Genomic DNA, 24,193 nt, shown 5'->3' with positions numbered 1-24,193 from the left:
AAGGCTAATTTTTTACAATATAATAATAAACAATAATACAGATAACTTTTATCTAATGCCCTTACCAGATGTGTTTTTCAAATAAATGTTAAGTGCCTCTTCAGCTTCTTTAAGCTGGGTAATATCCATAACATTTCCTATTATATATGAATCTTTTCCTGATTCATCGCTTACAACTTTATATTTATCACTTACCCAACGATATTCTCCTTTTTTATGTCTTATTCTGTATTCAATAATAAATTCTGTTTGCAACTGAGGAATAGCCTTAACCATTTTTGCAATAATATTTTCTGCTTTACCTATATCATCAGGATGCAATAATGACATTATTTCGCCTGCATTCATAGAATAAAACTCCTCTGGAGTAAAACCTAATAGTTGTGCTAATGCAGAACTTATATATTCGTAATTACCGGTTTTTATATTTAATTTATAAAGAATCTGACGTGAATTATCTAAAATCTCTCTGAAGTTTACTTCATTCATCCTGCTTTTTTCAAGTAAAAATGCATTATCAGTAAGTTCGTGAATCATGCAAAAACCACCAGGTAATTGGTTATCTGAACTATAAACAGGCGTAAAAATTGCATTTAAATATAAAGACTGGTTTTTATTGATAAAGTAATTTCCAGTAAATGTATTTTTCTCGCCTTGTAAGCAAGACTTAATAGATTCTTTAAAATCCTTATTATATTCGGTTTCCAGTAGGTTAAAACCAATAATTTCATTTCTTGGAAGAAGAAGAATATTTTCATATTTCTCATTACAATCACTGATAATACCCTCATTTGAAAAATAAAAAATTCCAAACGGACTATTGTCAAATATTAAATGATAGCTTCTTTCCTGCTCCAGAATAGCTTTTTCAATTTGTTTTCTTTGTGTAATGTCACGAACAACCGCTAAAACATAATCTTCTTTGTTAAAAGAAAATTTATTTAATGTAACTTCGGTATCAAATGGTTCTTTTCCATTTTTAATATGCGTCCATTCAAAAAATTGTGGCTTATTGCTTAATGCGAGGTCAATTTTTTCTCTTGCCATTTCTCTTGATGAACGACCATTTGGTTGAAAAGTAGGTGAGAATCTGTAATGAAATGGGGTATGCATAATCAAATCTTCAAGGCTTGATTGATAAAGATCCAAACTCTTCTGATTACAATCAATAAACTTATCATCTTTAATTATTAAGTAAGCATCATTTGCAGACTCAAAAAGTGTATGATATTTATTTTCTCTTTCAATCAATTCATTTTCAGCTTTACGATATCTTGTAATATTTCTTGCAATACCTTCAATTGCAATTAATTCCCCTTCTTCATTCTTTACAGGTATTTCTTTAATTTCCAAATAACTAATGGCACCGTTATTATTTTTTACCTCTACTTCAAAAGGGGGTTGCTTAAGATCATTATATGCAAGCTGATTATGTCTGTCAAAGCAATCGTCGTATAATTTTGAAGCTCCTACTTTTCTAAAAGTTTCAACAAAATCTACTTTTGAAAATCCAAGTACGTTAGTTACAGACGAACTTAAGTATTTAAAAGGTTTACCTTTTTCATGTCTGTAAAAGAAATAGTCATCCTTTAAATTATCAACAACAAGCCTGTAATTCTTTCTACTTACTTTTAATGAATCTTCTAATTCTTTAAATTTATTATATGGTTTACCTAATAAAAAAAACAATATTACAGAAAGGGATACCAAAATAAAAAACCAGCGATATGTTTGAACAAGATACCAAACTACAGTATTTTGAATAGCTATATCAAGAAAAAAATCTGAGAATAATGAAAGTACAATTAATGATGTCAAAAAGAAAACCCCTGTAACTTTTAACTTCCAATTATTTTTAATATTTATTTTCATGATTGGATTAGTGTTTATCTTATTCGATCAATAGAACGAATTAATTTCTCATCCTTTCTAATAAATCGATAAGCAAAATAAGCAAGTATTGCTGATACTAAAGGAAAAGCTATTGAAATTTTATAATTAGTTAAAACATCTTTCATCTGCCCCGAATCCCATACAAAATAGATTAAAAGAAGTTGAAATAAAACAAGCAGAACAATATTTATCAGACATGATTTCATTTGTAATTTTCTATTACCAAACAAGAAAATATTTATTAATAACATTATTGAATTAATTATCAATAATATTAACGAGAACAAAGAAACCGATTGCAAATCAAGTATAGATTCAGATTTCATGTCTGCAAATAAAAAATCAATAACCATTTTATCTGGTAATATATATGAAGCAACGGGTAAAAAAATCATAGCAAGCTGAAAAGCAAATGCAAAAAACAAAAAAACCGTTTGAATTCTTTGTATCATAAACCAATTAACTTTAATACAAACCTAATAAAAAAGACACAAGTTCACAACTTATTTTTCACAAATAAAATATGACTTATTATTTTCAAAATTTTGTTTTTCATTGGATATTGTTAATATTTAAGCTACTTTCGTAATATAAATTTAAAATTGCATTATTATTCTAAGATGGTAAACATCTCTTCAAATATTCATGATTTCATCAATAGAATTCTTATCTGGAGGCTTAAACATATTAGCGACAAATATTTTATAATTTTTCTTAGTATTTTGGTCGGAGCTTTAGCAGGACTTACAGCAGTCCTAATTAAAAATACTGTACATTTTATCAGCTATTTACTTACCTACAACTTCTCAGACAAATATCAGGTTTTACTTTATTTGGCATATCCTGCAATTGGAATTCTAATTGTAATTGTTCTTTTAAAATTTATTATTAAGAAAAAACCAAAGCCTGAAATTCCTAATGTTTTATATGCAATCTCAAGATTAGATGGAAAACTAAAAGCTTCTAATATTTATACAACAATACTTGCAAGTACAATAACAGTTGGATTTGGTGGTTCTGTTGGACTAGAAGGACCCTCCGTAACAACAGGTGCATCGGTAGGTTCTTCGCTTGCTCAACTTTTAAGATTAAGCTACAAACAAACAATCCTGCTAATTGGATGCGCAGGTGCTGCTGCAATTGCATCATTATTTAAAGCTCCTGTTACGGGGATAGTTTTTGCTTTAGAAATTTTCATGCTCGATTTAACAATGGCTTCTATTTTACCATTGCTTATTTCTTCTGTTACCGGTGCATTGGCTTCTTACCTTTTCTTTGGGCAAGATGTTATTTATGATTTTCAATTAATAAGCAAATTTAACATTAGAGAAATACCATATTATTTAGTATTAGGACTTCTTACAGGATTATTTGCTGTATATTTTACTGCAATTCAAATACAAATAAAAAAACTTTTCAAGAAAATATCCTCATGGATTGTAAGATTATTAATTGGAGGAACTATACTTGGAATACTAATATTTTTTATGCCATCACTATTTGGCGAAGGATACCAAACTGTAAATTCAAGTTTACATGGCGATTATTCATATTTATTTGAACACAGTCAGTTTTATGCATATAAAGACAGTATTTATTCTGTAATACTAATGTTTCTGGCACTTGTTATTTTTAAATCAATAGCAACAGCTGTTACATTTGGTGCAGGCGGAGTTGGCGGTATATTTGCTCCAATACTTTTTTTAGGAGCAAATCTTGGGTTTTTATTTGCAAAACTTTTCGAAGTTTTTGGCATTAAAATTCAAGCCAGTAACTACGCACTAGTTGGCATGGCAGGACTTCTATCTGGAGTTATGTATGCTCCATTAACTGGAATATTTTTAATCGCAGAAATCACTAATGGTTATGAACTTATTTTCCCGTTAATGCTGGTATCTACTATTTCTTATGCTATTGCCAGAGGTTTTAATCCTCACTCAATTTACACTAGAAAACTTGCAAAAGATGGGAATCTGATAACACACAACAAAGACAAAGCAGTACTTTCAATGATGAAAGTGGAGAAGCATATCGAAACAAATTTTAGAACAGTAAAACCTACAGATACACTTAAAAGACTTACAGAAATAATTAGTAACTCAAATAGAAATCTTTACCCAATTACCGATGAAGAAAATAATTTCCTTGGAATTGTTTTTTTAGATCATATAAAGCATATCATATTTAAACCAGAATTTTATGACACACTCTTGGTAAAAGATTTAGGGTTTATACCACAAGTAACGGTTTCACCTGAAGATACAATGGAAGAAGTTGTGAAAAAATTCCAGGAATCGGGTAACTTTAATATAGCCGTTGTAAAAGATGGGAAATATCTGGGATTTGTATCACGCGCAAATATATTTTCAGCTTATCGTAAAAAGCTGAATTATTTTTCAGAAGAATAATTTTTTAAGTGATATCCAAAGAGAACAAGTAAGTTAATTATTGAATACTTGAAATTAAACTGTTTTTATAATTAACTATTTTTGACCAGTAAATTATCCAGAATACTAAACCAATAAGTGCTGCAATTATTCCTAAATATGGCACCATTGCACAACAGTTAAGTATACATGAAGTTTTACCAGTTGAATAAGCAAAGTTACTTTCATCTTCTGGTAAATTTCTTTTAATATATTCTGCTTTTAAAGAATCAGAAATTGCTTTTACTACAATAAACTGCCAAACCATTCCAAAACCCGGAATAAACATCATCCAGACAGCATTAGGTTTCATTTTCTGATTTTCTTCACTTACTGCTTTTAAGGTATTTTGAAGAGTTGTGATATAAAGTATAGCTAGTAAAATAGCTAGCCCACAAAAAATTAATAAAGCAACAATTAAAATTATTTCCGATTCACCTAATGCCATAATATTATATTTTTTAGTTTAACAAATGTATCAAAATAAAATTGTTTGAAGAAAAGCAATACTAAGCATGGACACTTAGATATAATTATTATTAAATGCTTAATTGTATGGGTTCTAAACAGGATTTTGTCAGCTCATATACTTTAGGTTGTAAGCCCAAAGCAAAATAAAGATAATTGGCAACAACCACAAATAGCTAAAACTAAATCCAACAAAGATTAAAAATGAAGCAATTGGAACTAATTGTCCCAATACAAAATATAAAAACCCCTTTTTTCTTAAATTCCACATCCACATTAGACCTACAAAGCTTATTAATGCAGATACAATAACTATTACTCCTAATATAATTGAGTTTTCTACTAATTTATTTGCAAACACAAGTTGCCCACCAAAAGCATTATTTAGATTATTAACTGCTTTTTCAAATCCATCAACTTTATCTAAACCGTTACTCTGATTAATATTTGCTTCTGCAATATTTAGAAACTCAATACCGGTGAATATTTTAAATACGCCTGAAATTATTGAAAAAGCTACATCAATAAAGCCAACAATACCAATTATTACTATTAACCGAGAGCGCTTAATAAAATTATTCACAATATTTTTTATAAAAAAAGAGCTGTCAAAAATTGACAGCTCTAAAATTTAATAATTTTTTTTAATTACTGAATGCTATCATTTAATTGTTGCATAGCGTTGTCTAGTTCACTACCAAATTCATTAAGTGTACCTTCGAAAGATGGTACTTGACTTACTGAATACATAAAATAACCTAAAAGTAAAACAACAACTACGTTAATAATTAAACCTGTCATTGCTAAACCTTTTCCACCACCTGTTGCACCTAATTTCTTCATACCCATGAAGCTTAATAGTAAGCCAACAATAGCTATTACCAAACAAACACCAAGTGAAATAAAACCGTTTCCACCAGCAGCCTGAACAATAGCAGCAGCGCCCCAAACGAACCAAATACTAACGATCATCAATAACGAGAGAATAAATCCAACGATTGCTAATCCCTTACCCTGAGGTTTTTGTGTAGTTTCTTCCATAATTTAAAAGTTTTAGATTAATAATAAGTTTTCGGGAGCTAAAGTATAACATCTTTTTTTTCCAGCCAAACTAATATTATATTTTTTATTCACATGTGTTTTATAAATATTTTTTGACATTAGATGTATCGTGTGTATTGTAAAAGCTTAACTTTGGCACTGTTTCATTTTTATACATAAATATTTATTCACAATGGAAAAAGATATAAAAATATTTGATCTTATCGAAGAAGAGCATAACAGACAGCTCCATGGTATCGAACTAATCGCTTCAGAGAATTTTGTAAGCCAACAAGTGCTGGAAGCAATGGGTTCAGTTTTAACAAATAAATATGCCGAAGGTTATCCCGGCAAACGCTACTATGGTGGTTGCGAGATTGTTGACCAAACAGAACAACTTGCAATTGACAGAATTAAACAACTTTTTGGTGCCGAGTATGCTAATGTTCAGCCTCATTCAGGTGCTCAGGCAAATGCTGCAGTTATGCTTGCAGTTTTAAAACCAGGCGATAAATTTATGGGATTAGATTTATCTCATGGAGGTCATCTAACTCATGGTTCACCGGTTAATTATTCTGGTATTCTATACCAACCTTTTGCATACAGAGTAAAAGAAGATACCGGATTAATTGATTATGAAGAAATGGAAAAACTAGCTTTTGAGCATAAACCAAAAATGCTTGTTGCCGGTGCTTCTGCATATAGTCGCGATTGGGATTATGCCCGCATGAGATCAATTGCTGATAAAATTGGTGCTTTATTAATGGCAGACATTTCACATCCTGCCGGATTAATCGCAGCAAAAGAACTAAACAACCCATTCCCACATTGTCACATTGTTACATCTACTACACATAAAACTTTAAGAGGACCAAGAGGTGGAATTATATTAATTGGTATCGATTTTCCAAATCCATGGGGATTAAAAACTCCAAAAGGTGAAATTAAAATGATGTCTGCTTTGATTGACTCTGCTGTCTTTCCTGGAATTCAAGGTGGTCCTCTCGAGCATGTTATTGCATCAAAAGCAGTTGCATTTGGCGAAGCATTAAATCCTTCTTACAAAGAATACATAAAACAAGTTAGAAAAAATGCAGTTAAAATGGCTGAAGAATTTGTTAATAAAGGATATAAAGTAATTTCAGGTGGAACAGATAACCATTTGATGCTTATCGATCTTCGCACCAAATTTCCCGATATTACAGGAAAACAAGTTGAAAATACCTTAGTTAAAGCGCATATTACCATCAATAAAAATATGGTTCCATTTGATACACGTTCACCATTTCAGGCTTCAGGTATTCGTGTTGGAACTCCTGCCATTACAACTCGTGGAATGAAAGAAGAACATATGCCAATTATTGTTGATTTAGTTGACAGAGTAATTTCAAATATTACAAACGAAGATGTAATTAACAAAACCGGTAATGAAGTAAACGAAATGATGAAGCAATTCAAATTGTTTGCTTACTAAAACATATTTTCTTATTTAATAACCGTTCGATAAATAAATCGAACGGTTATTTTATTTTTTAAATAATATTAATGCTGCAAAACAAGTTATTTATAACTGAACCTCCCCTAAAAAATAAAGTCATATGAAATCAATAATCTTTCAAACAATATTATTGTCAGTAATAATTCTATTTTCCAGTCTTTCAAATGATAATAAAGTAACAGAAAAAAAACTTGGAATTGAAGACGCTGTAAACAAAGGTCTGATAAGAGCCACTGTTAAAGGAAAAGGAGGTCATGGAGGTGAATGTATCAGTCTTAATATTATTAATATTACTTCTGTTGATACTACAATATATGTAGAGGCTGGAAGAAGGTTAAATTCTGTAGATTCTACTGTTCAGGATATTTTGGTTGTAAAAGAGATCCCTATTCTTGTAAAAGCCGGTGAAGAAAAAAATATTAATATTTATGGATTTTGTTGTCAGGCTTCAAATCACTCTCCTTCTACCAATGAAAAATTTGATATAGGACATATGGCTGATAGCGGACTTGTTAAACTTGCTAAGTTTTTAGACAAAAATTCATTTGAAGATGGGATAATGCAAAATGCTGTTTGGGTTATTTCAGACAATCACCCATTATCTTCTGTAGGATCATCCAATTCTAACAAAAGAAAAGAATTAAAAAAATTACATAATCTTTTAGCTACAATAAAAAATTTACCTATAGATTTCTCCTGGTATTCATTAACATTTAAACCAGATACAGCACGATTGTTTTCGGGTGTTCCTGATTCTTTATATGGAGACATTGAATATAGCATATGGAAAAACAGTAGTGTTTCATTAACACTTAGCGATTCTATCGGACACGTTGTTAAAAGATTTTTTGCAAATAAACCTCAGAACCCAGATAAATATACTTATGAGATTAAAACATCGGTTTTTGGTTATCCTAAAGGAAAATATTTTGTAAGATTATTCGCTAATGATCAAATGAAACTAGAGAAAAAGATTGAACTTTAGTTTTAAACCATTTTTAAAAATATAATAAATGCTGAAAATATAAGCATTGTTAAATTTATTGTATTTTTACAATACAAATTTTAATACACTTCAATTAGATATTTATAATATGTCAGACAAATTTTCCATTATTGGAATTAAAAGATTATACCAGATTATTGAAAAAGATTTTAGCGAAAAAAATGAAATATTTGGTATTCCTGAAGAGCTTTTTTTCAGACCATCTATAAACGATACTTTTAAAATATCGCGTTACGGACAAATTTTAGAAACACCTATTGGAATTGCTGCAGGTCCACATTCTCAGATGGCACAGAATATTATTTCGGCCTGGCTTTGTGGTGCAAGATATATTGAATTAAAAACCATTCAAACACTTGACGAAATAAATGTTTCCAAACCTTGCATCGACATGCAGGATGAAGGTTATAACTGCGAATGGTCACAGGAACTTAAAATTCACGAAACATTTGACGAATATTTAAAAGCATGGATTCTTATACATTTGTTAAAACACAAATTAAATTTTGAAAAAAGTGAAGATATTGGCGTAATTTTTAACATGAGCGCTGGTTACAACATGGATGGCATGTTAAAAGAAAATGTTCAATGGTTTTTTAACAAAATGGAAAATTGCAAAGCAGAAAAAGAAAAATATATTGAATTATTAGAACCTTTTTATCCAGAAATCACAAGCATTTATATCCCTAACAAAGTAACTGATAATATTACTTTATCAACAATGCATGGCTGTCCACCTGAAGAAATTGAAAACATTGGACTATATCTTATTAATGAGAAAAAATTCAACACAACAATAAAGTTAAACCCCACTTTACTTGGGTCAAAAGAATTAAGAGAAATTTTAAACACTAAACTAGGCTTTAAAACCGAGGTTCCGGATATTGCATTTGAACATGATTTAAAATACGCTGATGCACTTAAACTTATTAACTCATTACAGCAGGCTGCAGATAAAAACAACGTTCAGTTTAATCTTAAACTTACAAATACTTTAGAAAGTATCAATAATAAAAACATTTTTTCTGCTGAAGAAAAAATGATGTACATGAGTGGTCGTGCACTACACCCTATAAGTATTAATCTTGCTAAAAAACTTCAAAATGAATTTAACGGGAAATTAGATATTTCTTTTTGTGCAGGTGCTGATTGCTTTAACATTTCAGAAATTCTTAACTGTGGACTTCAACCCGTAACAATTTGTTCTGACATTTTAAAACCAGGTGGTTATGGGAGACTTTTACAATATATTAATAATATAAGAAACAATAAGACTATAACAAATAAACTTGAGTTTCTTAACAAATACGCTGATAATGTTATTTCTGAAAAGGCATATATCCGAGATTCTTTCCACACGCCAGATATTAAAACAAGTAGAGCATTAAATTACTTTGATTGCATTCACCCTCCTTGTGTTGACACATGTCCAACAAATCAGGACATTCCTGATTATTTATATTTAACATCTATTGGTGAATTTGAAAAAGCATTCGAAGTAATTCTTAAAAAGAATCCATTTCCAGCTTCTTTAGGAATGGTATGCGATCATCTTTGCCAGTCAAAATGCACAAGAATAAATTACGACGACAATATAAAAATAAGAGAGGTAAAAAGATTTATTGCAGATTATGGTAACAACGAGAATTTCTTAAAACCTGCAAAAGAAAACGGATTTAAAGTTTCTATAATTGGTGCAGGTCCATCCGGCCTTGCATGTGCTTACTTTTTAAGACTTGCAGGATTTACAGTAAATGTTTACGAATCAAAAAATATCTCAGGTGGAATGGTTGCTGATGCAATACCTGCATTCCGACTAAGAAAACAATCCATTGAGAAAGATATTGAAAGAATTAAAAATCTTGGAGTAAATATTCATTATTCAAGTAAAATTGATTCTACATTTTTTGAGAAAATTCAAAAAGAAAGTGATTTCATTTACATTGCAACAGGAGCCCAAACATTTAAAAAGCTTGGCATTGTAGGCGAGAACTCAACCGGAGTTTTAGATGCATTTGATTTTCTGTCTTCTGTTAAAAGCGGAAACAATATTGAAATTGGGAATAATGTTATAATAATTGGTGGTGGAAATACAGCAATGGATGTAGCTCGCACTGCATACAGAATGGTTCCTGCGAATGGTAAAGTAACTGTTGTATACAGAAGAACAATTCACGAAATGCCAGCAGATGCTGAAGAAATTGCAGCACTAATTGATGAAGGAATAGAAATAATTGAACTCTCTGCTCCGGAAAAAATACTATCTGAGAATGGGAAAGTAATTTCTTTGATTTGTTCAAAAATGAAACTTGGAGAACCTGATTCTTCTGGTAGAGCAAAGCCAATAAAAATAGAGCATTCAGAATTTTCAATATTAGCAGATACTATAATTCCGGCATTGGGACAAGATGTAGATATTGATTTTATAAAACCAGAATTACTTAAAACAAATTCTAATAATTACGAAACCCAAATTAAAAACATCTTCATTGGTGGCGACGCAATGCGAGGTGCTGCAACAATTGTAAAAGCTGTTGGTGACGGGAGAAAAGTAGCTTCAGAAATATTAAATCGTACCGGAATAAATTATAATTTTGAAACAGAAAAAGTAAATCGCGGTTTAAAACACAAAGATTATATTGTAAAAAAATCTACTCGCGAAAAATCAGAACAACTTACAGAATCTGCTATTGAAAACAGAAAGAATTTCGATATAGTAATTTCTCCGCTGACTAAAGAGCAAGCTGTCGCTGAAGCTAAACGTTGCTTACTATGCGATGACATTTGCAATATTTGCGTAACAGTTTGCCCTAATCGTGCTAATTACAGTTACTTTATAGAGCCAAAAATAATAAATATTTACAAAGCAATTAAAAGTTGTGGAAACATAATTACTGAAAAAACGGGTGTTTTAAATATTAATCAAAACATTCAGGTTTTAAATATTGGTGACTTCTGCAACGAATGTGGCAATTGTACAACATTTTGCCCAACAAGCGGAAAACCATTTAAAGACAAACCTAAATTTTATCTGACTGAAAAAAGTTTTAAAGAGATTGAAAATGGTTTCACTATTAACAAATCACAAGGCAAAACAATTTTATTTCATAAAACATATAATGAAACAAGCTGCCTTTGCTTAGTTGAAAATGAATTTATTTATGAATCAAAACATGTAAAAGCAACATTTAATAAATTCGATTTTAGTGTTAAAAATGTTGAATTTTTAAATAACAATATTGAAGAATTTGAATTTACTGATGTTGTTAACATGTTTGCATTATTTGATGCTGCTAAAAACCTATATTAATAATCTAATCTTAGTTTGAAACTACGATTAGATATTAGGCTTTAAATATTAAGATTATCGATCTTCGCTTATCGAAGGACTCGAAAACTGAGATTACTATAAGTCCCCCTTCGAGTGCCTCAGGGTGACTGAAAAAATTCATCACAATTTAACAAATCGCTCACTAAAATTAATATTGTTACCAACAACAATTATTGAGTAAACACCTTTTTCTAAATCACTAACATTTATTACTGATTCGTTTAAATTTGTCATTATCTTTCTAACTAAAACACCGTGCATATTATAAATAAGTATGGTTAAACCAGTTGAATTTGCAGAATTTATATTAAGATTTAATATATCTGTTGTAGGATTAGGATTAATTTCAATTTTAAAATTACCCAATTTTTCAGTATTAATTTTTGTAACACAAGAAGTATCAACATAAACAGTAACAATAGTATCATTAATACAACCAAAATCATCTAACACCGAAAATATATATGCTACATTACCAGTATCAATTGGAGTTGCTGTTCCAATTCCATTTACCTGAGTTGTTATACCACTTCCAGTCCATAAATAATTCGATGGATTATACGTATTTCCATAAGTCCATGTTGGCGGAATTATAGAAGGATTAAAATTTAACATCCAGTAAAAAAGGTAACCATCATCAGCTCCAAGATGATCAGTAATATGAATAGTCCAGCTTCCGTTTAAAGGACATCCTAGTAAATTAGAAAACGGAGTTTCGGGTGCATAATTTCCGGCAGGAATAAATGGTTGGTTTAAAATAGAATTTCCTTCCTGATCTATAAAATTGTGCAATGTATCATTTGACTTTCCTGGTAAAGTGAGCGTATCAATAGATGTCCAATTATATGTATACCCTAATCCTGGGCTTGTGGCTGGTGTTATATCACATGGTTCACCTAAATGTGTTGCACCAGGATACTGAGGATAACCGGGATATGGAAGTGAACATGTAGTACAAGCATAATTGTAATAACCGATAAGATTAACTGCTTGTCCATTGGGACATGTTAACCAAACTTCTAAATCGCCTAAATACGAATGCTCTATATTCATTGTTAAAGATTGCAAATCAGAAACATTAGTTATCACCTGCCCAGAAGCAAACAATGTTTGTGTTAAAGTAGTTGTATATGTTACTCCACTTCCATCAGGAATTAACACTAATCCGGAAACTACTGTTGGGATTGGCTGTACCCATGCATTAGCAGATGCCAACCCTGACAGATTAACAGATTCACCTAAACATATAGTATCCTGAGTAATATTTGTTCCAACATATAACGGTGAATTAGATATCATAATCATATTTCTTGCATAATTTGAATTGTTACAATCATTAATATCCTCTCCTGTAACAGTTGTATAGTAACCACCTCCATTTTGAAAAACATGCGTAACTGACGATAGACCAGTATCAGATTGCACTGGTGATCCATCACCAAAATCCCAGGTAAAAACAGTTGTAGTATCTGACTGAAAATAGTTAAGGTTATTGTCAGGATATGTACCTGCTGCATTAAATGTTATAGATTGTCCCTGACAAGCCCTGATTGTATCACCATTAAAATAAGGAATACTTGCACCAATAATATCAATATTAAAAGGCTGACAAGGATGAGTACAGGCAATTGTAGCTTCCCATCCAGCCTGATTTACTGACCCATCTGATGTAAAAACCAGAGTCAAACAACCACTTCCCTGAGAAAAAATAGTTTGTCCTAACAAATTGGTACCTGTTGCATTTACTATTAATAACCCAGCTGCCGAATTACCTTCATGAATTGCAAGATGCTCAAACCCACTTTCAATAGCAAATTGAGTAAAACTCAACGAAACCTGAGAACCCGGCCAAGCAGAACAAATTGTTATAGTATCATATTCACTTATCTGATATGTTCCTCCTGCTCCACCAGAATCATAAAAAGTTCCACTACAAAGACTAACTGAAGTATCATGCATAAGAACAACCTGCGCTTTTAAATTTAAGCTATAAAAGCTTAAAATAAAAATAACAACGCAGCTAAGATATTTTTTAAATAAATTCATATTTAGTAGATTTTACATTAATAAGACAAATAACTTGCTAATTCGTTGTCCAAAAATAATATGTTACACAACTATAAAATTACAATTTAAAAGATTAAAAAACAAGAATGAACTTCCTAACAAAACATTTGAATTTCCTAACAACGTGTATATACATATTATACTTTATCAAATAATGTTTTGTAACATTCACTAATAATGCGAATTATAGCATCTACTTATTTAGTTAAAATTATTTTATTTATGGATAATATTTAAATATATAATTTGACTTTATAAACTTTCAACTTTTTACTTTAAACTTTGGCGATTTTCAAAAAAAACTAATTTTTATTTATTCATGCCTTTTTATTACTTACTTTTGTATTCTTAATTCGATTATTAAAATTTTTTATATATGATAAAGATTGAAAACAAGATCGTTAACCACGATGTAAGAAAAAAAGCTATTGAACGTTTACGCGAAAAAGGTATTGTACTTCCAACTTTTGCTCAAATGAGGGATCCTCAGTTAATATCTGAAAAAATTAAGGACAAATTAAAAAATATAGGATTGTGGGAACTTAATCCACTGAACCTTTTCCGTATTAACTGGCACAATGAGCCTAAAGAAACTGGTGGTTTATATGGTGGCGTTAATTATATTGAAATCCCGAAAGAAATAACAGGAATCGATACACGCATTGTACTAATTGTGGGAAAATGGTTTCCAACAGGTGCCCATAAAGTCGGTGCTGCATACGGTTGTTTAGCTCCAAGAATAATTTCAGGTCAATTTGACCCTACATATAATAAAGCTGTTTGGCCTTCTACAGGAAATTACTGTCGCGGTGGGGCTTTTGACTCATATTTAATGGGCTGCACTGCTGTTGCTATTTTACCCGAAGAAATGAGCAAAGAACGTTTTGCATGGTTAAAAGACATCGGCGCAGAGGTAATTGCCACTCATGGTTGTGAGTCAAATGTGAAAGAAATTTATGATGCATGTTGGGATATTCGTCGCAACAGAAAAGATTGTATCATTTTTAACCAGTTTGATGAATTCGGAAACCCTTGCTGGCATTATAATGTAACTGGTTATGCATTAGAGGAAGTTTTTAATAAAATAAAAACTCCTAAATCTAAATTCGCAGGGTATATTTCTGCTACAGGTTCTGCAGGTACTATTTCTGCAGGAGACTTTTTAAGAACAAAACACCCGCATATTAAAGTTGCAGCATCAGAAGCATTACAATGCCCAACACTTTTAATGAACGGTTTTGGCGGACACAGAATTGAAGGCATTGGTGACAAACACGTACCATGGGTACATAATGTTAAGAATACTGATGCAGTTGTTGCAATTGATGATGAAGATTGCATGAGAATTTTCAGACTTTTTAATGAAAAAGAAGGTAAACAATATTTAAAATCAATTGGAATCAGTCAGGAAAATATTGATTCTCTTGAATTATTAGGTATTTCCGGAATTTCAAATATGCTATCTGCAATTAAAACAGCAAAACATTTTGAAATGACTTCTGAAGATATTATAATGACAATTGCAACAGATTCTGCAGTTATGTATCAGTCACGCCTTGAAGAACTGGCAGCCGAAAAAGGTGCATATTCAAATATTCAGGCTGTAAAGGATTATGAAAAATGTCTTTTAGGAACAAAAGCTGATTATATAAAAGAATTGACATATAACGATCGTAAAATGATTCATAATCTTAAATATTTTACATGGGTAGAACAACAGGCAAAAGATGTTGAAGATTTAAATCAGTTATGGTATGACAGAGAAATCTGGGATCAAATATTCCATCAGGATGTTAAGCTTGATGAAATGATTAATGAATTTAATGAAGAAACCGGTGTGCTAAAGAATTTATAATTCAGCTATTTTATAATACACTTAGCTATGAACAATAAATTCCATTTTTCCTGTGTTGATTGTGGTAAAATCATTAATTCAACCAAAGTTGAATATTTATGCAACGATTGCGAAAAAAACAATAGTATTACCCAGCCGCCACAAGGTGTTTTAAAAACAGAATATAATTTCTCTGAAATTAAATCAAGGTTATCTGGTAACACATTTAACAAATTAGAAAATACTGGTTTTATTGATTTGTTGCCAATTAAGTCATTGAATAGTCTTCCGTATTTAAAAGTTGGAAATACTCCTTTATATCAAATCTCATCACTTGATAAAGAAGATTTAGGGTTTGATTTATTTCTAAAAGATGATTCACAGAACCCCACTTTTTCTTTTAAAGACAGAGCCTCATCAATTGTTTCTGCCTATGCAAAAGAGAATAACATAGATACAATTGTTGCTGCATCGACTGGTAATGCAGGTTCATCTCTCGCAGGAATTTGTGCCGCGCAAAAACAAAGAGCAATAATTTTCGTTCCCGCTAAAGCACCAAAAGCTAAGCTTACTCAAATTATAATGTACGGGGCTAAAATAGTCCCAGTTAATGGAACATACGACACAGCATTTGATTTAAGTATTGAAATTACTAAAAAATACGGATGGTATAATCGTAATACCGCTTTCAATCCTTTAACTATAGAAGGTAAGAAAACAGTTTCGTTTGAATTATATTCTCAACTTAATCAGAATTTACCTGACAGAATATTTGTACCTGTTGGTGATGGAGTAATTATTTCTGGTATTTATAAAGGGTTCGAGGATTTATTAAAACTTGGTATTATAAAAAAGATACCTACAATTGTAGCTGTACAAGCTTTTGGTAGTAGCAATATTGTAAATAATATTCACAATAAACAATTTGTTTCAACACCGAGTAATACTGTTGCAGATTCAATTTCAGTAGATATTCCAAGAAATTACCTAATGGCAAAAAAATACTTACTTGACTTTGCTGGAGAAACTATTTTGGTTAATGATGATGAAATTATAGCAGCATCAAAAGTATTAAGCAGCAATACCGGAATCTTCACAGAACCTGCAGCAGCTACAGCATTTGCAGGCTTATTAAGCTATAATAATAACAATAAGATTACAGATAACAGTAAAAATGTTGTACTATTAACCGGTAGCGGACTAAAAGACTTAAATGCAGTTCAATCAATAATAAATATTCCGAGCCCAGTAAATCCAACTATTTCTGACATCGAAAGATTTCTAAATTTATAATACATAATGTTAATATTATGATTAATTTCATTCTTAACAAAGAAAACATTAGTTACAACGGAAATCCTGATCTAACGTTGTTAAAGTATTTACGAAATGAATTAGAAATTACCTCTGTAAAAGACGGGTGTTCTGGTCAGGCTGCTTGTGGTGCATGCATGGTTGAAATAAACGGAGAAGCAAAACTTTCATGCAACACACCAATGAGTAAACTTCAAGGTACCGTGGTTACAACAATGGAAGGAGTTCCAGAGCCAATAAAACAAGTCTTAGGAAAAGCTTTTGTAGAAAAAGGTGCTGTTCAGTGCGGATTTTGCACACCAGGATTCTTGATGAGAACAAAAGTTCTACTTCAAAAAAAACCAACTCCCACTAAAGAAGAAATAAAACAAGCGCTTACTTTAAATCTTTGTCGCTGCACTGGCTATGTTAAAATTATTGAAGCAATTGAAGAAGCGGCAAAAACTATAACAGATGGCAAAGATATTGAATATTCAGATTTATCCGGAAAAGTAGGAACTTCCTATCCAAAATATCAGGCTTACGAAACAGCAATTGGAAAAAGAGCATTTGTAAACGATTTGCATTTTGAAGGGATGTTGCATGGTGCATTAAAATTCAGCGATTATCCTAGGGCAAAAGTTTTAAAAATAGATATTTCAGAAGCATCAAAAATTAAAGGTGTAATAAAAATATTTACTTCAAATGATATTCCAGGAGATAAATTTATTGGACTAATATATCAGGATTGGCCTTTAATGATAGGTGAAGGTGAAATCACAAGATATATTGGCGATGTAATTGCTGGTGTTGTTGCAGAAACCGAGGAAATAGCAAGAGAAGCAGCAAAGAAAATAAATGTAAGTTATGAAATTCTTGAACCAGTAACAGATCCTTACGAAGCTTTAAAAGAAAATTCTCCACAGGTTCAGCCAAATCATATAAATTTATTAGATAACTGCAAGGTATATCGTGGTGGAAATGCAGATGAAGTGCTGAAAAAATCAGATTATACATCTAAAGGAACTTACAATACTCAACGTATTGAGCATGCATTTTTAGAGACTGAAGGCGCAGTTGGCTTACCAAAAGAAGATGGAATAACACTTTACACTAATGGACAAGGTATTTATGTTGACAGAAAACAAATTGCTAAAATACTTGCTCTTCCTGAAGAAAAAATAAATGTAATACTTGTCCCAACAGGTGGTGGCTTTGGAGGAAAAGAAGACATGACAGTTCAGGGACATACTGCATTATTTACATGGCTATTAAAAAAGCCAGTTAAACTAATACTTTCAAGAGAAGAATCATTCCGAATGCACCCAAAAAGACATCCTGTATTTATGGATATTGAAATGGGTTGCGATAAAAACGGAATGCTAACAGCCGTAAAACTTATGGCAGTTGGTGATTCTGGAGCATATGCTTCTGTTGGAACAAAGGTCATGGAAAGAGTTGCCGGCCATGCTACTGGTGGTTATCATTTTCCATGTGTAAATCTTGAAGCAAAAACTGTTTATACTAACAATATTCCAAGTGGCGCTATGCGTGGTTTTGGTGCCAATCAAGTTTGTTTTGCTTTAGAAGGTTGCATTGACGAACTTTGCAAACAAGGTGGATTTGATCGCTGGAAATTCAGATATGACAATGCCTTAACTGAAGGCAGAATGACTGCTACAGGTCATATCTTAAAATCAGGAGTTGGAATTAGAGCAACTCTTGATGCGCTTAAACCATATTACGATAAAGCAATATTTAAAGGTCTTGCTTGTGGAATAAAAAATTCCGGAGTTGGTAATGGAATGGAGGATTCCAGTGATGTCATTATTGAAATTATTTCAAAAAAACGAGTAAATATTCAGCATGGTTGGACCGAAATGGGCCAAGGTATTCATAACATGGCTATACAGACTTTACACGAAGAAACAGGTATTAATCCTGAAATAATTGAAGTAATTGTTGATACAAAAGCAAGTATAACAACTGGCATGACAACATCATCTCGTGCAACTGCCTTACTTGGGAATGCTATTATTGATGCCTCAAAACAAATTATAGAAGATCTTAAAATAAAGAAACTCTCCGATTTAAAAGGAATGAAATATAAAGGTAATTACACTTGCAACTGGACTACAAAACCCGGAGCTGATGTAAAAGAGATTATAACACACTACTCATACGGTTATGCATCACAGCTTGTTGTTTTAAATGATAAAGGAGAAATAGATACTGTTTATGCAGCTCATGATGCGGGTAAAATAATGAACCCAATAATGTTTGAAGGTCAGATTGAAGGCGCTGTTCATATGGGTGTAGGATATGCGTTAACTGAAGATTTACCAATGAAAGATGGATTCCTTGTCTCAACAAAAATGAGAGATTTAGGAATTTTATCAGCTAAAGAAACACCAAAAATAAAGGTAATTGGTGTTGAAGTTAAAGATTCTGTTGGTCCATATGGTGCAAAAGGACTAGGTGAAATTGGTTTAGTTCCAACTGCTGCAGCTGTGGCTAATGCCCTTTGTGATTTTGACGGTGTTAGAAGATATTCTTTACCAATGAAACGAAAAAAGAAATGTTAACAAAATAACATTTTACAATAATAAATCAATTATGGCAATTTATTTAAAAAACGCAATATTTATTGATTGGCAAACTTTAGAATTTAAAACCTCAAACATTAAAGTTATTTCTGGTATTAATAATGGTTTCGAATTCATAAATGAAATACCAGTTAATTCTTCCGAAGAAATTATTGATTGCACAGGCAAATATGTCACAAAATCGTTTGTATGCGGACATCACCACATTTATTCAGCACTTGCAAGAGGAATGGGTGCACCTAAAAAGAATCCTGAAAACTTTTATGAAATTTTGCAATATGTTTGGTGGACTCTAGATAAATGTCTTAATAAAGAAATGATTGAAGCAAGTGCATTAACTACAGCAATTGCTTGTGCTAAAAATGGAACAACATTCGTTATTGATCACCATGCCTCACCTTATGCGGTAGAAGGTTCACTTGAAATTATTGCAAAGGCATTCGAAAAAGTTGGTATTTCACATTTATTATGTTACGAAATTTCAGACAGAGATGGATTAGAAATAGCCAACAAAGGACTAAAAGAAACTGAAAATTATTTAAAACATAATCAGGGATTGGTTGGCTTACACGCATCATTCACAGTTTCTGATGATACTCTTAAGACAGCTATAAATATTTCCGATAAATACAATTCCGGCATTCACATTCATGTAGCAGAAGACAAGTACGATCAAGAACATTGTGTAAATAATTACAATCAAAGAGTTGTTGAGCGATTAAATAATTCGGGAGGATTAAATTCCTCAAAAACAATTCTTGGACATTGCCTACATTTAAGTGACAATGAAAAAGATATTATTAAAAACTCCAATGCTTGGGTAGTTCAGAATAGTGAAAGCAATTTAAATAATAATGTTGGATATTTTAACTCAAGAGGTTTAGGAAATAACATTATGCTTGGAACAGATGGAATGCATAGCGATATGTTACGATCAGCAAAGTCAGCATTCTATGTTGGACAAGGCTTTGACAGCATTGACTATTCTGGAGTTTATAATCGTTTTAGAAACGCACATAAATATTTAAGTACAAATAATTTTTCAGGTGACGGTGACAATAATCTTGTTGTACTTGATTACGACTCTACTACCAAATTTGATCAGAATAATTTCTTAGGACATTTTCTTTTTGGTATTGAATCAAAACATGTACAACATGTTATTTCAAACGGAAAGCTGATTGTAAAAGACAGAAATATAACAACAGTTAACGAACAAGAAATTCTTAATAACTCACAAAAACTTTCGCTTCAACTTTGGGAGAAAATGAAAAAATAATCAGTACATGGAATTAACAGTATTGCAAATAATAGGTTACGTTGCATCAGTTATCATTGCTGCATCAATGACTATGAATTCTATTATTAAATTCAGGTGGATTAATCTTGTTGGAGCATCAACTTTTTCAGTTTATGGATTTGTTATGGGAGCTTTGCCCGTTGGTATTTTAAATGGTTTTATTGTTTGTGTAGATATTTATTATTTGTACAATATTTACTCTAAAAAAGAAGTATTTGAAACTCTTGAATTAAGACCTGAGAACAGATATCTTATAAGGTTTTTAGAATTTCATAATGATGAGATTCAAAAGAATTTTCCTGGATTTACATACAAACCAGAAATGAATACTATAAGCTTTTTCATTTTAAGAAATATGTCAGTTGCTGGTGTTTTCCTTGCTCATCGTGAAGATGACAACATACTTAAAGTTGGACTAGATTATGTTATTCCTGAATATAGAGATTTTAAAAACGGCAAATACATTTATAATCGTGTTAAGAATCGCTTTATTGGAGCTGGTTTTACAAAAGTTTTAGCACCTGCTTCAAGCAACAAGTATGTAAAATATCTTAAAAAGCTTAATTTTACAGAAAATACAGATGGAATGTATGAAATTAATCTTAAGTAGTTCTGCAAATTATTTTTAATATATGAATATACTGATTAAAAACGGAACAGTAGTAACTTCGACAAAAACAGAAGTCGCAGACATCTTAATTACCGAAAACATTATTGAAGCTATTGGAAATAATCTTATAGTTAAAAAGGATACTACTATAATTGACGCAACTGATAAATATATTTTTCCAGGTGGAGTTGATGCTCATGTTCACCTTGACCTACCTACTCCATCAGGTCCTTCATCTGACAATTTCAAGACCGGCAGTATTGCCGCAATTTATGGTGGAACAACCACTGTAATTGATTTTGTAACACCTTCCAAAAATGAATCATTAATATCTGCTTTTAACAACAGATTAAAAGATGCTAAAAACTCTCTCATAGATTATGGTTTTCACATGGGAATAACATCTTGGAATAAAGATACAGCAATAGAAATGGTAACCTGCTTAATAGATTATGGAATAAGCTCATTTAAGACATATATGGCCTACAAAGGAACTATTGGCATTGAAGCTGAAGAATTACGCAACATAATGCAAGTAGCTGCCGCGAATGAATTAATAATTACCGTTCATTGCGAAATGGGAGATGAAATAATAAAGTTGCAAAATAAATATATAACTGAAGGAAAAACAACACCAAAATATCACGCACTATCTCGTCCTGCAAGTGTTGAAGCAGAATCAGTAAAGCAAGTTGTACAAATAGCAAAAGAAACAGGATGCACTGTATATATAGTCCACACATCTGCTAAAGAATCTGTTGAAATAATAGAGCAGGCACAGATCAGCGGACAAAAGGTATTTTCTGAAACCTGCCCCCAATACTTATTACTTGATGATTCAGTATATGAGAATATGTTGCCAGATTCACTAAAATATGTAATAAGTCCACCCATACGATCAAAACAAGACCAAGTTAAATTATGGGAAGCAATAAATAATAACACTATACAGTTTATAGCCACCGATCATTGTCCGTTTAATACAAAAGGGCAAAAGGATAAAGGGGAAAGTGATTTTACGAAAATCCCCAATGGTGCAGGTGGAATTGAACATAGACTTGAATTGCTGTACACTTATGGAGTACTAGAAAATAAAATTTCTATAAACAAATTTGTAGAAATCACTTCAACTAATCCGGCTAAAATATTCGGCATTTATCCTCAGAAAGGTGAAATTACTGTTGGTTCCGATGCCGACATTGTAATATGGAATCCAAAAACAGAATCAACAATATCTGCAAAAACCCATCATCAAAACTGCGACTCAAATATATTTGAAGGAATGCAAACAAAAGGCAAAGCAGAATATGTTATCATAAATGGTGAAATTGCTATAGAAAAAGGAAAATATATTAAAAATAAAAGAAAAGGAAATTATTTAAAAAGAAATTGATAACAAATAAATTTTTTTAAAATATTACTAAACAAAAATAAATTGGCATAATTGATATTATTTCTTTAAATTAGCTAAATCAAAAAGTTACATTCACTATAACTTATTTTTTAAACTTTAAAATTAGAATATTATGTTTAAAAAATTATTTACAAATCGTATACTATTCGCTTTGTTCATAATATACTTATTCCCTTTGAAAACGATTGCCCAAGGAATATTTCAATCTTACTATGGCAATCTTCATTCTCACACATCCAATTCAGATGGCATGAATGAGCCACAGGATGCTTATAATTATGCAAGATATACAGCAGGACTTGATTTCTTAGCTGTATCAGACCATGTAGAGCAAATTGATTTTCTAGAATGGTATTACAATAAAAATGAAGCTGACAATGCAACAGTAAACGGAACTTTTGTAGCTATTGCCGGATGGGAATGGGGATCTCCACTACACGGGCATGTAAACGTTTTAAATACAACAAATATTATTAATGACATTACTGCATTATGGTATTATGAAGACTTTCCTGCTTTTATTAACTGGATTCTTAATAATTCTCCTGCCCTCGCACAATTTAATCATCCCGGAGACGAAGCATATTTCACAAACTGGAACGACTTTGAATACCTTAACACTACAACAGATATTGCCTTCCCTATAGTAGAGTTTCAAAACGTACAACAAGCTACAGACTGGTATGAATTTGCACTAAGAAAAGGGTGGCATTTATCACCGGTATGGAATCAGGATAATCATTCTGCAGATTGGGGAACAAAAAATGATGGCAGAGCAGGAATATGGGCTACAACTCTTTCAAGAAATTCTTTGTTTGAAGCAATAAGCGCAGGAAGAACCTTTGCAACAATGGATAAAAATGCTAAAATATGGATAGATTTAAACGGAGTGCCAATGGGTAGCCAACAACAAATTCAACCCTCTATGGCGCTTCACTTGAACTTATCTGATATGGATAATGAATCATGGTCTTCAATCGAATTAGTTACAAAAAACGGTGTAATAATGAATCTTGGCACACATAATGGAAATATCGATACAACTTTTAATTTAAATCTGACTAATGATGAATGGGTATTTATTCGGGCATTACAGGCAGATAATGATTACTTATGGTCTGCACCGGTTTATGTTACAGGAACTATTTTAAATAATTCAATAACATTACATGATAATGACATTAATATATTTCCAAATCCGACAAGCGATTTCTTTGTTATAAACACCGGCAATAAAGACAGCCACGTAATGATTTATGATGTTTTAGGTAATCTGGTTTATGAAGATTCAGCTAAAAAGCAATTTAATGTAAATTCAAAATATTTTATCACCGGAGTTTATATTGTAAATATTGTTATAGATAAACAAATCTTCACAAAAAAGCTAATAGTTTCAAAATAACAAT

17 protein-coding genes are annotated in these 24,193 nt (G+C 31.4%); 11 read left to right on the top strand and 6 right to left on the bottom strand.

The genetic code is table 11. The annotated features are described in order from the left end of the window. Positions 1-48: 48 nt before the first annotated feature. Both HY951_01895 and HY951_01890 read right to left on the bottom strand, forming a co-directional pair. Complete coding sequence (locus tag HY951_01895; GenBank protein ID MBI5538784.1) at positions 49-1,872, bottom strand: PAS domain S-box protein; 1,824 nt, start codon at positions 1,870-1,872, stop codon at positions 49-51. 14 nt (positions 1,873-1,886) lie between these two features. Further along, a complete protein-coding gene (locus tag HY951_01890; GenBank protein ID MBI5538783.1) occupies positions 1,887-2,345 on the bottom strand; it encodes a DUF4293 domain-containing protein in 459 nt (152 codons plus the stop codon). Positions 2,346-2,513: 168 nt separating this feature from the next. Between HY951_01890 and HY951_01885 the strand changes: the two genes are divergently transcribed. Then, on the top strand, positions 2,514-4,301 hold the full coding sequence (locus HY951_01885; GenBank protein MBI5538782.1) for a chloride channel protein: 1,788 nt from the start codon (positions 2,514-2,516) through the stop codon (positions 4,299-4,301). A gap of 37 nt (positions 4,302-4,338) precedes the next feature. Here HY951_01885 and HY951_01880 read toward each other — a convergent pair whose 3' ends face one another. The 3 genes from HY951_01880 to HY951_01870 form a co-directional block, all read right to left on the bottom strand. Then, a complete protein-coding gene (locus HY951_01880) occupies positions 4,339-4,767 on the bottom strand; it encodes a hypothetical protein (GenBank protein ID MBI5538781.1) in 429 nt (142 codons plus the stop codon). A 129-nt stretch (positions 4,768-4,896) separates the two neighbouring features. Further along, complete coding sequence (locus HY951_01875; GenBank protein MBI5538780.1) at positions 4,897-5,370, bottom strand: hypothetical protein; 474 nt, start codon at positions 5,368-5,370, stop codon at positions 4,897-4,899. 65 nt (positions 5,371-5,435) lie between these two features. After that, the gene (locus HY951_01870) at positions 5,436-5,828 is read right to left on the bottom strand and encodes a hypothetical protein (GenBank protein MBI5538779.1); all 393 of its coding nucleotides are present in this window, start codon (positions 5,826-5,828) and stop codon (positions 5,436-5,438) included. Positions 5,829-6,021: 193 nt separating this feature from the next. On the opposite strand from HY951_01870, the gene HY951_01865 reads away from it, so the two are divergent. The 3 genes from HY951_01865 to ygfK all read left to right on the top strand — a co-directional run bounded on the left by HY951_01865 (position 6,022) and on the right by ygfK (position 11,642). Next, positions 6,022-7,302: a serine hydroxymethyltransferase gene (locus HY951_01865; protein ID MBI5538778.1), complete on the top strand. Its 1,281-nt coding sequence runs from the start codon at positions 6,022-6,024 to the stop codon at positions 7,300-7,302. Positions 7,303-7,426: 124 nt separating this feature from the next. Continuing rightward, the gene (locus HY951_01860) at positions 7,427-8,311 is read left to right on the top strand and encodes a hypothetical protein (protein ID MBI5538777.1); all 885 of its coding nucleotides are present in this window, start codon (positions 7,427-7,429) and stop codon (positions 8,309-8,311) included. A 109-nt stretch (positions 8,312-8,420) separates the two neighbouring features. Continuing rightward, positions 8,421-11,642 (top strand): putative selenate reductase subunit YgfK, encoded by a 3,222-nt coding sequence (gene ygfK, locus HY951_01855; GenBank protein MBI5538776.1) that lies wholly within the window; start codon positions 8,421-8,423, stop codon positions 11,640-11,642. Positions 11,643-11,783: 141 nt separating this feature from the next. On the opposite strand, the gene HY951_01850 is transcribed toward ygfK, so the two are convergent. After that, positions 11,784-13,709, bottom strand: coding sequence for a T9SS type A sorting domain-containing protein (locus HY951_01850; GenBank protein ID MBI5538775.1), 1,926 nt, complete (start codon positions 13,707-13,709; stop codon positions 11,784-11,786). A 406-nt stretch (positions 13,710-14,115) separates the two neighbouring features. Between HY951_01850 and HY951_01845 the strand changes: the two genes are divergently transcribed. The 7 genes from HY951_01845 to HY951_01815 all read left to right on the top strand — a co-directional run bounded on the left by HY951_01845 (position 14,116) and on the right by HY951_01815 (position 24,189). Continuing rightward, positions 14,116-15,585, top strand: a complete 1,470-nt coding sequence (locus HY951_01845; GenBank protein MBI5538774.1) for a pyridoxal-phosphate dependent enzyme — start codon at positions 14,116-14,118, stop codon at positions 15,583-15,585. Positions 15,586-15,612: 27 nt separating this feature from the next. Continuing rightward, entirely contained in the window at positions 15,613-16,857 is a 1,245-nt protein-coding gene (thrC, locus tag HY951_01840) for a threonine synthase (GenBank protein MBI5538773.1), read from the top strand. A gap of 17 nt (positions 16,858-16,874) precedes the next feature. After that, positions 16,875-19,442, top strand: a complete 2,568-nt coding sequence (xdh, locus tag HY951_01835; protein MBI5538772.1) for a selenium-dependent xanthine dehydrogenase — start codon at positions 16,875-16,877, stop codon at positions 19,440-19,442. Positions 19,443-19,473: 31 nt separating this feature from the next. Beyond that, positions 19,474-20,742 (top strand): amidohydrolase family protein, encoded by a 1,269-nt coding sequence (locus HY951_01830; GenBank protein ID MBI5538771.1) that lies wholly within the window; start codon positions 19,474-19,476, stop codon positions 20,740-20,742. 7 nt (positions 20,743-20,749) lie between these two features. Beyond that, positions 20,750-21,373 (top strand): hypothetical protein, encoded by a 624-nt coding sequence (locus HY951_01825; GenBank protein ID MBI5538770.1) that lies wholly within the window; start codon positions 20,750-20,752, stop codon positions 21,371-21,373. A gap of 22 nt (positions 21,374-21,395) precedes the next feature. Next, the gene (gene hydA, locus HY951_01820; GenBank protein ID MBI5538769.1) at positions 21,396-22,766 is read left to right on the top strand and encodes a dihydropyrimidinase; all 1,371 of its coding nucleotides are present in this window, start codon (positions 21,396-21,398) and stop codon (positions 22,764-22,766) included. Between the two features lie 196 nt (positions 22,767-22,962). Further along, on the top strand, positions 22,963-24,189 hold the full coding sequence (locus HY951_01815) for a CehA/McbA family metallohydrolase (protein MBI5538768.1): 1,227 nt from the start codon (positions 22,963-22,965) through the stop codon (positions 24,187-24,189). Positions 24,190-24,193 lie beyond the last annotated feature (4 nt).

This window comes from Bacteroidia bacterium, from assembly GCA_016218155.1.
In the GTDB taxonomy this organism is placed as follows: Bacteria; Bacteroidota; Bacteroidia; order Bacteroidales; family GWA2-32-17; genus GWA2-32-17.
Note: the sequence above shows the minus strand (reverse complement) of the source record. Positions and strands in the feature narration are given on the sequence as shown.